General features: G+C 64.0%; 13 protein-coding genes. 8 read left to right on the forward strand and 5 right to left on the reverse strand.

Annotated features, from left to right (window positions below; translation table 11 throughout):
- Positions 1-246 precede the first annotated feature (246 nt).
- From DH08_RS34125 to DH08_RS34135, 3 genes are all read right to left on the reverse strand, one after another.
- Positions 247-603: a DUF488 domain-containing protein gene (locus tag DH08_RS34125; RefSeq protein ID WP_192183597.1), complete on the reverse strand. Its 357-nt coding sequence runs from the start codon at positions 601-603 to the stop codon at positions 247-249.
- Positions 604-705: 102 nt separating this feature from the next.
- Entirely contained in the window at positions 706-1,962 is a 1,257-nt protein-coding gene (locus DH08_RS34130) for an aminopeptidase (RefSeq protein ID WP_192183598.1), read from the reverse strand.
- Positions 1,963-2,046: 84 nt separating this feature from the next.
- Positions 2,047-2,961 (reverse strand): LysR substrate-binding domain-containing protein, encoded by a 915-nt coding sequence (locus DH08_RS34135; RefSeq protein ID WP_192183599.1) that lies wholly within the window; start codon positions 2,959-2,961, stop codon positions 2,047-2,049.
- A gap of 97 nt (positions 2,962-3,058) precedes the next feature.
- On the opposite strand from DH08_RS34135, the gene DH08_RS34140 reads away from it, so the two are divergent.
- The 3 genes from DH08_RS34140 to sbmA all read left to right on the forward strand — a co-directional run bounded on the left by DH08_RS34140 (position 3,059) and on the right by sbmA (position 6,102).
- Positions 3,059-3,262: a hypothetical protein gene (locus DH08_RS34140; RefSeq protein ID WP_192183600.1), complete on the forward strand. Its 204-nt coding sequence runs from the start codon at positions 3,059-3,061 to the stop codon at positions 3,260-3,262.
- A gap of 304 nt (positions 3,263-3,566) precedes the next feature.
- Positions 3,567-4,721, forward strand: coding sequence for a YbfB/YjiJ family MFS transporter (locus DH08_RS34145; RefSeq protein ID WP_246801213.1), 1,155 nt, complete (start codon positions 3,567-3,569; stop codon positions 4,719-4,721).
- A 121-nt stretch (positions 4,722-4,842) separates the two neighbouring features.
- The gene (sbmA, locus tag DH08_RS34150; protein WP_192183601.1) at positions 4,843-6,102 is read left to right on the forward strand and encodes a peptide antibiotic transporter SbmA; all 1,260 of its coding nucleotides are present in this window, start codon (positions 4,843-4,845) and stop codon (positions 6,100-6,102) included.
- Between the two features lie 31 nt (positions 6,103-6,133).
- Here sbmA and DH08_RS34155 read toward each other — a convergent pair whose 3' ends face one another.
- Positions 6,134-7,141, reverse strand: coding sequence for a polysaccharide deacetylase family protein (locus DH08_RS34155; protein ID WP_192183602.1), 1,008 nt, complete (start codon positions 7,139-7,141; stop codon positions 6,134-6,136).
- 202 nt (positions 7,142-7,343) lie between these two features.
- Between DH08_RS34155 and DH08_RS34160 the strand changes: the two genes are divergently transcribed.
- Positions 7,344-8,009, forward strand: coding sequence for a tetratricopeptide repeat protein (locus tag DH08_RS34160; protein ID WP_040584283.1), 666 nt, complete (start codon positions 7,344-7,346; stop codon positions 8,007-8,009).
- 66 nt (positions 8,010-8,075) lie between these two features.
- Positions 8,076-9,503, forward strand: coding sequence for a ribosome biogenesis GTPase Der (gene der, locus DH08_RS34165; RefSeq protein ID WP_192183603.1), 1,428 nt, complete (start codon positions 8,076-8,078; stop codon positions 9,501-9,503).
- A gap of 45 nt (positions 9,504-9,548) precedes the next feature.
- On the opposite strand, the gene DH08_RS34170 is transcribed toward der, so the two are convergent.
- Positions 9,549-10,469: a LysR substrate-binding domain-containing protein gene (locus DH08_RS34170; protein WP_192183604.1), complete on the reverse strand. Its 921-nt coding sequence runs from the start codon at positions 10,467-10,469 to the stop codon at positions 9,549-9,551.
- A 113-nt stretch (positions 10,470-10,582) separates the two neighbouring features.
- On the opposite strand from DH08_RS34170, the gene DH08_RS34175 reads away from it, so the two are divergent.
- From DH08_RS34175 to DH08_RS34185, 3 genes are all read left to right on the forward strand, one after another.
- Entirely contained in the window at positions 10,583-11,884 is a 1,302-nt protein-coding gene (locus DH08_RS34175; protein WP_192183605.1) for an MFS transporter, read from the forward strand.
- Between the two features lie 143 nt (positions 11,885-12,027).
- The gene (locus DH08_RS34180) at positions 12,028-13,212 is read left to right on the forward strand and encodes a cell wall hydrolase (RefSeq protein ID WP_192183606.1); all 1,185 of its coding nucleotides are present in this window, start codon (positions 12,028-12,030) and stop codon (positions 13,210-13,212) included.
- Between the two features lie 267 nt (positions 13,213-13,479).
- Positions 13,480-13,875, forward strand: coding sequence for an AtpZ/AtpI family protein (locus DH08_RS34185; RefSeq protein WP_192183607.1), 396 nt, complete (start codon positions 13,480-13,482; stop codon positions 13,873-13,875).
- Positions 13,876-13,884 lie beyond the last annotated feature (9 nt).

Here is a 13,884-nt window from a genome sequence, read left to right on the forward strand (position 1 = left end):
CGGTCTCTCGTCCGCCACCGCATCCGCTACAATAACGGATTCGGCCAATGTTGAGTTACAAGGGGGGTGTGAAGGAACGCGGCCGGCGGATTCTATTCCTGCGCGACCTACCTTGGTACGTGGTCGCGATCTATTGAGATGACGGCGGGCCAGCACCCCCTCTGCCCTGCCGGGCATCTCCCCCGCAAGGGGGGAGATTGGACGTCACTTTGGCCTTCGCCGATCACCACCCCGAGCGCGGGTACATCAGCCCTTCCCCCGCAAGTACTCCGCCAGCGCTACCGCATTGTTGTGCGCTTCGTCATGCGCGCCATAGAGAAGCGTCACCTTGCCCTTGCGAAGTAGATCGAGCAGTTGCGCCACCGCTTCCTCGTTCCCGTCCAGCTCCGCACGGTACCGCTTCCGAAACTCCGCCCAGCGCTCCGGTTCATGCCCGAACCATTTGCGCAGCTCGTCGCTCGGGGCGATCTCCTTCAGCCATAGCGCCAGCGCTGCATCCTTCTTCGCGACGCCGCGCGGCCAGATGCGGTCGACAAGCACCCGCTGGCCGTCCGCTTTCGCCGGCGCTTCGTAGATGCGCTTCACCGCTATCTCGAAGGCCATAACGCCTCCATTGCCAAGCAATTCCGGGAAAAGTGTGCAGCGGTTAGGCTCGGCGCCTTCGCCGTAGCCCTCCGTTCGGAATTGCGCGAAAAAGATAAAACCTCAGGCCCATTCGCCCTTGCGCATCACCGGCACGCGGCCGCCGTCCTTGCCGACGCCGTCTATGTCGATCTTGTCCGAGCCGATCATCCAGTCGATGTGGATGAAACTCTTGTTGCCGCCGCGCTGGGCGATCTCGTCGTGGCTGAGCGAGGCGCCGTCGACGAAGCACTTTGAATAGCACTGTCCGAGCGCGATGTGGCAGGCGGCGTTCTCGTCGAACAGCGTGTTGAAGAACAAAAGGCCGCTGGCCGAGATCGGCGAGGAATGCGGCACCAGCGCCACTTCGCCAAGCCGGCGCGCGCCCTCGTCGGTGTCGAGCACCTTCTTCAGCACGTCCTCGCCCTTCGAGGCCTTGGCCTCGACGATCCGGCCCTCCTCGAAGCGCACCGATATCTCGTCGATCAGCGTGCCCTGGTAGGACAGCGGCTTGGTCGAGGAGACATGGCCCGAGACGCGCCGTGCATGCGGCGTGGTGAACACCTCTTCGGTCGGGATGTTCGGGTTGCAGGTGACGCCGTTCTTGGCGGTCGAGGCGCCGCCCATCCATTCATGGCCGTCGGCCAGTCCGACGGTGAGATCGGTGCCCGGCCCGGTGAAATGCAGTGCATGGAAATTATGGCCGTTCAGCCATTCGGTGCGGCTGCGGAGCGCCGCATTGTGTGCCGTCCAGTTGCCGATCGGATCTTCTACGTCGACGCGCGAGGCGGCGAAGATGGCATCGGCGAGCTTTGCCACCGCGACGTCGTCGGCGTCATCGGGGAACACCTGCTTGGCCCAGGCGAGGTCGGGATAGGCGACAATGTTCCAGTTGATGTCGAAGCCGGTGATTTTCTCCAGCGCCGGCTGGTAGGCCATCGAATTCGCCTTGTTGGCCCGCGCCACCTTCGAAGGATCCTGTGCCGACAGCAGCGAAGGGTCCTCGCCGCGCACCGCAAGCCGTGCGGCATTGCCGGCGAAGGCCTTGGCCATGCCTTCATAAAGCCAGCCGGCGGCGCGGTCGAAACCGGCATCGGCCCCGTAGCGGAAGCGCGCCAGCGTGATCTCGTCATCGTTGAAGATCGGCGTCACAAGCCCGGCGCCTGCCTTGTAGGCATGCTCGACGATGCGCCGCGTCAAGGGCAGGGCGGCGATCGAGGAGGTCAGCACCAGATCCTGTCCCGGCTGCAATTGCAGCCCGACCTTGATGGCGACCTCGGCCAGCCTGTCGAGCTTCACCGGGTCGATCGTTGCGGAAACGCCGCGCGAATGTGTGGTCATGATTCTGCCTGCCGTGATGTGGGAGTCTGATCCATACATAGACCGGCGCCGCTATCCTTTCCACCGCATTGCGGTGGACCAGTGTCAGGCGGCGCTGTCGAGCGTCCGGAACTGCGCCATTGTCGCGTCGATCTCTTCGCGGATCCAGGCTTTGAAATCGCGCACCTTGCGGCTTTCGGCCTTGGTCGCCGAGGTCACCATCCAATAGCCCAGCCCGCTCTCGGCGCGCACGCCGAAGGGCGCCACCAGCCGGCCGTCGGTGAGAGCGTCGGCCGTCAGCAATTGCCAGGCCAGCATCACGCCATGGCCGGCGATCGCCGATTCCAGGCAAAGCATCGGGTCGGTGAAGCGCGCGCCCTTGAGGAAGGTCACAGGCTCGACGCCCGCCGCTTCGAACCAGCTGTCCCAGCTGATCATCGACCGCTCGTCGGTGATGGCGCAGGTCTGCGCCAGATCCTCGATCGACCTGAGCTTGGCCGCGATCGACGGCGCGCAGACCGGGAAGACCTCCTGCGCCAGCAGCAGTTCCGCGCGCACGCCCGGCCATTTGCCGTCACCCATCCGAACGCCGATGTCGATGTCGGAATGGTCGAGATCGGCGATCCGACCCGAAGCGTCGATGCGCAGCAGCACGTTCGGATGCCGGGCGAAATGCCTGGACAGTCTCGGCAGCAGCCATTTCGAGGCGAAGGCTGGCGCCACCGAAACCACCAGCGTGCATTCGCTCGCCTCGCCTGCCAGCGCCACAGCCTGCGCAAGCTCGCGGAAGCCGGCGCTGAGACGCGCCGTGAAGACAGCCCCGAACTCCGTCGGAACCAGTCCGCCCGGCGTCCGTTCGAACAGCGTCTGGCCGAGCTGCTTTTCGGTGCGCTTGATCTGCTGGCTGACGGCGCTGACGGAAACGTTGAGCTCGGAAGCCGCCGCGGCGAGCGATCCCAGCCGGGCAACGGTTTCCACGGCGCGCAGCCCGTTCAGGTGGACGCGGTTGAGTATAGCCATGAAGTTTTTCTAAACTGATATGGCCGAAATCTCAATTGAAATACCGGGTAGAAAGGCAGATTTTATGGAGGAAAGCCAGACCTTGGAGGCAAAGACGATGAAGATTTTATCATTGCTGAAAGTCTTGTCCGTCTCCGGAGCAGGGCAAGACCGGCGCCATGACGAGATCGCTCGCTGGGTTATCGACCCGCTGTCGCACCCGGTGCTCGACACCATGTCGGAGCGCGAACTGGGCGACGTGCCGTTTCGCCTGACGGCGCGGCGCACGGCTTACGAGACCGCTTCGGTTGGCTGCCGTTAAGATCGATTGACGTCGGCGCCGCCCCTCATCGCCCTGCCGGGCACTTCTCCCCGTATAGTGACGGAGAGAAAGACGCTGTCATCGATGGTTTCGCCAATCGTCGGCGTTGCAGAAAATCGAGCCGAGGTTGCAGCCAGACCCTTCTCCCCGTCACTATACGGGGAGAAGGTGCCGGCAGGCGGATGAGGGGCAGCGCGACGGCGAAAATCGCCCGCGACGGAGCAGATGGTCGATGCCGGCACAGACGCGCTGGCCCAACGCAAGCGGATTGTCTCACCGGCGCATGCACTTATTGTGCGCTGCAATGAAAACCGCTTCGCCCTTGCGTCTCGCCGTCGCCGGCATGCTTGCGCTCGCCGTCGCCATGGGCATCGGCCGTTTCGTCTACACGCCGATCCTGCCCGGCATGATGGAGGAGCTTGGCCTGACGCCGGCCGACGCCGGCTGGATAGCGTCCGCCAACTATCTCGGCTACCTCGTCGGCGCGCTGGCCGCGGCCGGCGGCTGGGCGCATGGGCGCGAACGGCTGCTGATGTTGTCGAGCCTTGCCGCCAGCGCCGTGCTTGCCGGGCTGATGGGGCTCAGCGAAACAATTGCGGCCTTTCTCGCCATCCGCCTTCTTGCCGGCCTCGCCAGCGCCTTCGTCATGGTGTTCATGTCGAGCATCGTCTTCAGCCATCTCACCCGGGCCGACCGCAACGATCTGCAGGCGCTGCATTTCGGCGGTGTCGGCCTGGGCATCGCGGCATCTTCGGCGCTGATGGCCGCTCTCGTCACCGACCATGCCGGCTGGGCGGCGGGCTGGTTGTGGTCGGCGGCGATTTCAGCTTGCGGCCTGGCCGCTGTCGCCCTGCTGGTCGGCACTACCTCCACCGTCAATGGCGCTGATGGCCGCGAGCCGGCGCTGCCGAAGGACAGGCGGCTGCTGAAGATGATTGTCGCCTACGGCCTGTTCGGTTTCGGCTATGTGGTGACGGCGACGTTCCTGGTCGCCATCGTCCGCCAGGGCGGCAGCGGCCGTGTCTTCGAAGCAACCGTTTGGCTGGTCACCGGCCTTGCCGGTTTTCCGTCCGTCTGGCTGTGGCAGAAGGTCGCCGCCAGGCTCGGGCTCTATGCGGCCTATGCCCTCGGCTGCCTCGTCGAGGTGGTCGGTGTCGCCGCCAGTGTCGCCGTCGGCGGTTATGCCGGGCCGCTGCTTGCCGGCGTTCTGCTCGGCGGCACCTTCATCGCGATTACCGCGCTCGGCCTGCAAACGGCAAGGCAGCTGGTCCCGCAGGCGCCTCGCCGGGTCTTCGCGATGATGACGGCCGCCTTCGGTATTGGCCAGATCATCGGTCCGATCGCCGCTGGGCTGCTCGCCCAGGCCTCCGGCAATTACGTGCTCGCCTCGATCATGGCGGCCGTCATTCTTTTGGCGTCCGGGTTGATCGCATGGTCGGCTGCGCCAAAATCGCCATGATTTGTGGGCTTGCTCGGTGCCGGGCATCGGGCACGGGCATTTTCTTTCCCCCTAATGTGTGAACTTATGCCCGCTTACAGCAACCTCGCTGATTTGCGATTCGACCGAGGAACCCGCCACCGTGTTCGTATCCTTTTTCCCGCAGCCGAAGCTCTTCTTCACCTCGGCCGCCGTCTGGAGTCTTGCCGCGATCCTGTTCTGGTTCTTCGGTGGCGAGCAAGTGGGCGCCATCCTTGGCCTGCCGCCCGCTGCCGCCGGTGCGCCGCCCATTATCGGTATCGCCGTGCTCTGGTCCAAGCCATTCCTATGGTTCTACATCTACTTCGTACTTTGCGTCGCTGCCTTCTACGCCTTCTGGGCCTGGTATTCCCCGCATCCCTGGCAGAACTGGTCGATCCTGATGACGGCCGTCATCCTGTTCTTCATCTATTTCAATGTGCAGGTCAGCGTCGCGGTCAATGCCTGGTATGGCCCATTCTTCGACTACGTGCAGGGGCTGATGTCGGGCACGGGAAAGTCGACCGATAGCGAGTTCTATCTTGGATTGGCTGATTTTTCGTGGCTGGCGTTGGTCGGCATGAATGTGCAGGTGGTCAATGCCTTCATCGTCAGCCACTGGATCTTCCGCTGGCGCACGGCGATGAACAACTATTTCGTCGAGAACTGGAGCAGGCTGCGCCACATCGAAGGTGCCTCACAGCGTATCCAGGAAGATACGATGCGGTTCTCGCAGATCATGGAAGATCTGGGTTCCAGCTTCGTCCAGTCGATCATGACCTTGATCGCCTTCCTGCCGGTCATGATCCAGTTGCAGGCCCACATCACTGAGTTGCCGATTGTCGGAGCAGTCCCCCAGCCGCTGGTTGTTGCAGCACTTGCCTGGTGTCTGTTCGGAACGATTTCAGTGATGGTTGCGGGTATGAAGTTGCCGGGATTGCAGTTCCGCAACCAGCGCGTCGAGGCCGCCTATCGCAAGGAACTCGTCTACGGCGAGGATTATGCCGACAGGGCCCAGCCGGCGACCACCGCCGAGCTGTTCGCCAATGTTCGTCACAACTACTTCAGGCTCTATTTCCACTACATCTATTTCAATGTGGTCCGGTACACCTACTTGCAGGCCGACAACATCTTCTCCCTGCTGATCCTCGGCCCCTCGCTCGTGGCGCACAAGATTACCTTCGGAGCCCTGAACCAGATATCGAACGCATTCGGCAAGGTGACGGGGTCGCTGCAGTTCCTGCTCAGCTCGTGGTCGACCATCGTCGAGCTTCAGTCGGTGCACAAGCGCCTTCGCGCCTTCGAAGCAACGCTGGAAGGCGAGCCGCTGCCTGAAATCGATCAGCGCTATCTCGCGAGGCAGGGCGCCGAAGACCCGGCCTGATCACACTTTGGTCGGGGAAAGCGTGGGCGGCTCAGCCGCCCACCGCTGCCTGTCTGTTGCCGGCGCGTTGCCGCGCGACATAATCGCGAAAGCTGATGCATTCGACATCCGTCTTGACGCAGACTTCTCCGGCAAAGCGCTCCAGCGCGTTCCAGTAGGCGCCGTCATTCATCAGCGTGAAATGGAAGCCGAGTTCCAGCGGAATGCGTTTGCCCTGGTATTGCCTGTCGAAGGCGGCGCGGAAGGCGTCATAGGTCCGCTCAGCGAATTCCGCCGCTCCGCTCGGTCGCTCGAAGCCGCCGGAATGGCGGACATAGAGATTGTAGTCCATGGCGATCACCGGTCTTGCCTTCGGGCCCTCCGGAATCTGCGGCAGTGAAAAGCGCGTGATACCGTTTCTCTCCGGTGGCTGGGCGGGGCCTTTCGAGACGCCGCTGGCGTCGAACTGGAAGCCGGCCGCGGGAAGTGCCTCGTAAAGCGCCTTGTTCGCCGACAGATAGGGCGCGCGAAAGCCGACCACCGCATGCCGGGCGAAAGCGCGCCAGCCTGATGGCTCGGGCGCAATGCCGTTGATCGAGTAGGCCTTCTCAAGGATGTGCTGGAAGGAACCGAATTCGCTCAGCCAGAAGGCCTTGCTCCAGCCCTTGCCGTCGAAATGGCCGCAGCCATGGCTGCCTATGTCGTGGCCTTCCGAAACGGCAAGCCGGATCTGCTCGAGCCGCTCGGCCACGTCCTGTTTCGAGGCGGCAAAGCCGATATTCGATTTGCCGGCGCTCTTGCCGGGCGCGGTGTATTCCGAGCGCGTTTGCGGCGAGAGCAGGAAGACGCAGGACAGAAAATAGGTGAAATGCGCGCCGGTGCGCTCAGCCAGTGCCCGGCTGCGCTTCCACTGCGAAATGTCGCGGGCGCTGTCGAACGAGATGATGACGACCTGCTTCGGCTTCAGCTTCGCCGGCGTGGCGGGCGGATCGGCAAAGGCACCGCCTGCCATCGCAAGCGAGGCAAGAGACGACGCAAAAACGCGGGACAGAGGAGGCATCGGCAAAGGTCTGGGTATCCGGAAGGTCGAGGACCGGCTAGCGGCGAAATGTGGCACGGGTGCGGTCACCCGCAGAGGTGCTCTTTGGCGCGCCTCGACCTCTATCCGCCGATTTTCCTGCCAAGCCCCTTCCATGCCGACAAAATTTCGCTAAAACGCGGGCTCAAGAAGCGCCCCGGCCGGGGCTGCAATGGTTTTGATGATGTCGGACGACAGTTTTATCCGCGAAGTCAACGAAGAGATTCGTCGCGAACAGGCGCAGGCGCTGTGGGACCGTTTCGGCCCGGCCCTGCTTGTCCTTGCCATTCTGGTGGTGCTCGGCACCGCCGCCGTCGTCGGCTACCGCTATTGGGATGAGAGCCGCGCCAACCGCTCGGGCGATGCTTTCTCGCAGGCGCTGAAGCTCGCCAATGACGGCAAGAGCGATGAGGCGCTGGCCGCGCTGGATTCGCTGGAGAAGGACGGCTACGGCGCCTATCCGCTGCTCGCCCGCATGCGTGCGGCGACCGTCAAGGCCGACAAGGGCGACGTCGATGCCGCCGTCAAGGATTTCGACGACGTCGCCGCCGACACCGCCATTCCTTCGGGCATCCGCGACATGGCCCGCCTCAGGGCGGCACTCCTGCTCGTCGACCACGGCTCCTTCGCCGACGTCTCCAGCCGCGTCGAGGCGCTGACCGCAGACACCAACACGCTGCGCCACACCGCGCGCGAGGCGCTCGGTCTTGCCGCCTGGAAGGAAGGCAAGTCTCAGGACGCGCTGAAACTGTTCGACCAGATCGCCTCGGATGACGGTGCCCCGCGCAATGCCCGCCAGCGGGCGACCTTGATGTCCGAGCTGATCCGCGGGTCGGGCAGCGCGTCGTAGTGCATGTCGCCCAAAAGTGCGCAGCGGTTTTGGGATCAACGACATGCACCAAAAATGTAGAGCCGGATGACATTCAAAGTCGCCATCATCGGCCGGCCTAACGTCGGCAAATCGACTCTTTTCAATCGGCTGGTGGGAAGGAAGCTGGCGCTTGTCGACGACACGCCGGGCGTCACCCGCGATCGCCGCGTTCATGCGGCAAAGCTCTACGACCTGCATTTCGACGTCATCGACACTGCCGGCTTCGAGGACGCGGTCGCCTCGACGCTGCCCGGCCGCATGCGCGCGCAGACCGAGATCGCCATCCGCGAGGCGGACTTGATCTTCTTCACCATCGACGCCAAGTCCGGCCTCTTGCCAGACGACAGGACCTTTGCCGAAATCGTGCGCAAATCCGGCAAGCCGGTCGTTCTGGTCGCCAACAAGGCCGAGGCGAAGGGTGCCCAGGGCGGCATGCTGGAAGCCTGGGAACTCGGCCTCGGCGAGCCGATCCCGGTCTCGGCCGAACACGGCCAGGGCATGCCCGATCTGCGCGACGCCGTGATCGCGGCCCTCGGCGAGGAGCGCGCCTTCGGCGAGGAAGAGGACGACGTCGAGGAGGTCGCCGCCAGCGAAGTGCTGATCGGCGAGGACATCACCGACCCGGATGCCGAGCCGAGCTATGACGACACCAAACCGATGCGCATCGCCGTCGTCGGCCGCCCGAATGCCGGCAAGTCGACGCTGATCAATGCCCTGATCGGCGAGGAGCGGCTTTTGACCGGGCCGGAGGCCGGCATTACCCGCGACTCCATCTCCGTCGACTGGGACTGGCGCGGCCGCCGCTTAAAACTGTTCGACACCGCCGGCATGCGGCGCAAGGCCAGGATTCACGAAAAGCTGGAAGTGATGTCGGTGCAGGACGGCCTGCGCGCCATCCGCTTTGCCGAGATCGTCATCATCGTGCTCGACGCCACCATCCCTTTCGAGAAGCAGGATCTGCAGATCGCCGACCTGATCATCCGCGAGGGCCGCGCGCCGGTGATCGCCTTCAACAAATGGGATCTGATCGACAAGCCGCAGGAACTCTTGGCGGAACTGCGCGAGAAGACCGAGCGGCTGCTGCCGCAGGCGCGCGGCATGCAGGCGGTGACCGTCTCGGCCGAGACCGGGCGCGGCCTCGATAAATTGATGGATGCCGTCATCCGCACGCACAAGGTCTGGAACAGCCGCGTCTCGACCGGCAAGCTCAACCGCTGGCTGGAAGGCATTCTGGCGCATCATCCGCCGCCAGCCGTCGCCGGCCGCCGCCTGAAGATCAAATATGTCACCCAGGCCAAGACCCGCCCGCCGGGTTTTGTCGTCCAGTGCTCGCGGCCCGATGCGATGCCGCAATCCTATGTCCGCTATCTCTCCAACAGTCTGCGCGAGGCCTTCGACATGCCGGGCGTGCCGATCCGCATCGCCTTGCGCACCTCGGACAATCCCTTCGCCGGCAGGGCGAAGAAGCGCTGAGCGGCAGCTGAGAGGCCTTCGGCCAATCTCCACGGCACGGAGAAACTAGGCGACTTTCGGTAGGTTCTCTTTTGCCTCCGCACTTTCGGGCAGCGCCTGCAACGCCGCCTGCAACAATATGTCGGCAAGGCGCGCCGCAACGGGATCGAGTTCGGCCTCCTTTTGATGCAGGACCAGCGCCATTTTCGGCAGCGCGGGCAGCTCAAGCGCCTGTGGCGCCATTGCCCTGACATTGGCGGGCAGGCCGATATCAGTGCGGATCGTCAGTCCGAGCCCGGCGGCGACCGCCGCCCAGATGCCGCCAAGGCTGGGGCTTGAGAACGCCATTCGCCATGACAGGCCGGCGCGGTCGAGCGTTTCGGTCGCCACCGTGCGCAGCAGGCACGGCGCTTCCAGCGCCACCAGCGGCAGCGCCTCGCCTTGGCGCAGTCCGGCCTCGATCAGCCGTGCCGGGCCGATCCAGCGCATCTGCACGTCGGCGACATGCCGGGTGTAGGGCAGCGTCGCGCCATTGTGCCAGGCCAGCGCGATATCGAGGGTGCCTGAGGTAATCCGCTTCGCGAGCTCTTGGCTGCCCGCGATCCGCGCCTCGATCTTGACTTTGGGGTGGGCGCGGGCGAAGCGCCCGAGCACTTCCGGCAGCACCGCTTCGCCGAAATCCTCCTGCAGCCCGAGCCGCACCCAGCCTTCCAGCTCGACGTCGTGGATGGCGGACGCCGCCTCGTCATTGAGCTCGATCAGCCGCCTGGCGTAGCCGAGCATCGTCTCACCGGCTTCCGTCAGCGCCAGGCCGCGCCCCGCCTTGCGGAAGATCGGCGTCGCCGCCTGTTCCTCCAGCTTCTTCAGCTGCGCGCTGACCGCCGAGGTCGAACGGCCAAGCCGGTCGGCGGCCTTGGCGAAGCTGCCCAGCTCCATGCCGGTGACGAAGCTTCTGAGGACGTCGAGGTCGAATGTTACGCGTCGCATGATAACAATCCTGTTTTTCGGGAATGAATGTCAAAAACTTCCCGATATTCAGGATGAAGCTATGGCGGTAGAGACGGTGCGTCAAGGTCCTAGATCATCACAGGAGCCGCGCCATGTCGGTCATCGCCACACACGCAAACCGCCTCCAGGGGAGGCCTCGGCCGGGCATCGTCACGTCTGCCAACAAGGCTTCTCCCGATAGGAATCACCGCTGGAAGGTGCTGGGCATCGGCGTCGCCGCCAATGCCAGTTTCTCCGCCACCTTCGCCGGCATCCCGGCGACGGCGGTGTTTCTGCGTTCGGGCTATCATCTCTCCAACGGCAATCTCGGCCTCGTCCTCGGCCTCCTCGGGCTAGGGGTTGCCCTGAGCGAATTGCCCTGGGGCTTGCTCACCGACCGCTGGGGCGATCGCGGCGTGCTGTTGACGGGTCTCGGCGCGACGGCGGCCTGGCTGCTGCTCATGGCGTTGTTCATCGTGCCGTCGATGGCCTATGTGCCCGGCGTTGCGATGCTGGCCGCATGCCTTCTGGTCACCGGTCTGCTCGGCGGCAGCGTCAACGGCTCCAGCGGCCGCGCCATCATGGCCTGGTTCCACGAAGGCGAGCGTGGCTTTGCCATGAGCATCAGGCAGACCGCGGTGCCGCTCGGCGGTGGGCTCGGTGCCCTTGTCCTGCCGTCGCTGGCGTCCGTGCATGGCTTTGCACTGGTGTTCGGGCTTCTGGCAACTTTGAACGCTGTCTCGGCACTGTTCGCCTGGCGCTGGTTGCACCAGCCACCGGAGATCGATCTTCCCGGCAGCATTGCCATGGCCAGGCCGGTCGGTCCGGCGACGTTGCGCAATGTCGAGGTCTGGCGCATCGCCACCGGCATCGGTCTGCTCTGTTTCCCGCAGGTAGCGGTGCTTACCTTTGCCTCCGTGTTCCTGCATGACTTCGCCGGCATGGGCACGCTGGTGATGAGCGCCAGCCTTGCTGCGGTCCAGACCGGCGCCATGGTGATGCGCGTCTGGAGCGGCCGCTATACCGACCGCCATGGCAATCGCCGTTCGTTCCTGCGCCTGTGCAGCGTGTCGAGCGCTGCTGCCTTCGCGGCTCTTGGCCTGCTGGTCCTGGCGGCGGCCACCATGCCGGGCTCGCATGCCGCGCTGATGCCGGCGATCGCGGTGCTTCTGGTCGTTGCCGGCATCTCGGTCTCCGCCTGGCATGGTGTCGCCTACACCGAACTCGCCACCCTTGCCGGCGCCAGCCGCGCCGGAACGGCGCTCGGCCTCGCCAACAGCTTCGTCTTCATTGCCTTCTTTGTGGTGCCGACCGCCATTCCGGGATTGCTGCTGGTCTGGTCGTGGCCGGGGGTCTGGCTGGTGGCTTCCGTCTGTGCGCTGACCGCCTGGCCGATCTTCCTGCGGCCGGCCTGATTTTCTGCTCGGGTGAGGGGGCGCCGGCAGCGTCTCGTTTCGGACCAACATCAAAAAAACACGATCGAACCCGTTAACGCCCCATCAAGGTTAATGCATCATTTTGGCTCTCCAGAGGGTCAGTTGCGTTTCTGGAGAGTTCCGTGCATCGACGTGTCTTGAAGCGGCTGGCCGCCGTCGCCGGTGAGAAAAAACGTTCCTTCCTGTCTCCGCTGGTCATTGGTCTCGGCATCTGGGTTGGCTTTCCGACCGTCATTGCCTATCAGGACATGACCAGCCTGGTCTCCGGCCTGGAGCAGCCGAACGCCCGCTGGAACGCCTATGTCGAGAAATCCGTCGCCGGTTCGGTGCACGCCGCCGAAATGCCGTTCGTCGATTCCGTCTCCACCGGCTCGATCTCCGGGTCGGGCGTCAAGTTGCCCGGCATCGGCAGCGTATCGTTTCGCGGCAAGGGCAATGTGGCCGGCACGGCGCCCGACGAGGACCGCATTGTGCGCGGCGACAAGAAGGGCCGCATCGTCCACATCTCGCCGGTAGCGCCGCCGAAGAACTTCAACGCCGGCTCGATCTTCGAACGCACCTCCTCGCTGCTGCGCCCGAGCATGGACAGTGGGCTGAAGCTCGCCTTCGCCAAGCCTGGCATAAAAGGCAAGGAAATCCAGATCGCCCAGGCCTTCCATATCCGCGAGGAGGAGAAGCCCGATCCCGGCGTCCCGGCCATGCTGGCGGCTCTCGTCAACAATGACAAACCGGATGTGCTGGCCACCGCCTATGCGCAGGCCGAACCCGACTACGCCAAGGCCTCGCCCTTCGAGGCCCTGCTGCAGGACGAGCAGCCGAACAACGGCCGCTTCATCCCGCCGATGAGCAAGGGCGATCACTCTTGGATCCAGAACCCGCTGCCGGCCAGCGTCTTCTCCAAGAAGGAGCAGGCATGCCTTGCCAACGGCATCTATTTCGAGGCGCGCGGCGAATCCGTGCGCGGCCAGGCCGCCGTCGCCCAGGTCATCCTCAATCGCGTCCGCAACCCGGCCTATCCGAATTCGATCTGCGGCGTCGTCTACCAGAACGACCACTGGTACAATCGCTGCCAGTTCTCCTTCGCCTGCGACGGCCGCAAGAAGCGCATCGAAAATCCTGTCGCCTACAAGACCGCCCAGGATGTCGCCATGGCCGTCACCGCCGGCAAGATCTTCATTCCGGAAGTCGGCTCCTCGACCCATTATTACGCCAACTATGTCCATCCTGGCTGGGCGCGCACGATGAAGAAGATGACCAAAATCGGCCTGCATATCTTCTACCGCACCTATGGCGGCGGCTGGAGCTGAGTATTCCCTGAACAGGCGTTCGCGGCGAGCCGGAGAGGCTTCAAGACCCGGCAGCCAAAGACCTGTCGCCGCAAGGATTCGGCAGGCACATGCCCGCAACTGCGGCGGGCACGATGTCGCACCTAAATAAGTGATTGATTTAGCTAGGAAAAATACATCACATTGAAGTTCGGCCCGTGGCTTGACGGGCGCGGACCCTCTAACTATGTTGCCGGCGACTTTGGTAGCGGATGGACGGCGACGATCTGACCGGGCAGGGGGGTTGCGATGGCCGACAAAAACGGGCCAGACGGAACCGGAGAAACCGGCCGCGGCAAACAGCACGAAGCCGACATCCGCGACGACGATCTTGAGCGCCGCCGGCGCGATCTTGAAGCATCGCTTGCGACAAGACGGCCGGACCGGCTCGAGGGGAAAGACGCGAAAGCGGGCAGTGTGGCCGGATATGGTCAGGCGCTCAAACTATCCAGCGAGTTCATCGCCGGCATAGTGGTGGGCGTCGGCCTTGGCTGGTTCTTGGACCGTATGGCGGGAACATCGCCATGGGGTCTGATCGTCGGCCTGCTGCTGGGTTTTGGCGCCGGCGTGCTCAATGTCCTGCGCTCGGCGGGACTTGTGGCGCAATTCGGACAGGGCGATAAAACGCACGATCCGAAAGACTAAGACGAGGCG

It is taken from the genome of Mesorhizobium amorphae (genome assembly GCF_014843845.1).
GTDB lineage: Bacteria > Pseudomonadota > Alphaproteobacteria > Rhizobiales > Rhizobiaceae > Mesorhizobium > Mesorhizobium amorphae_A.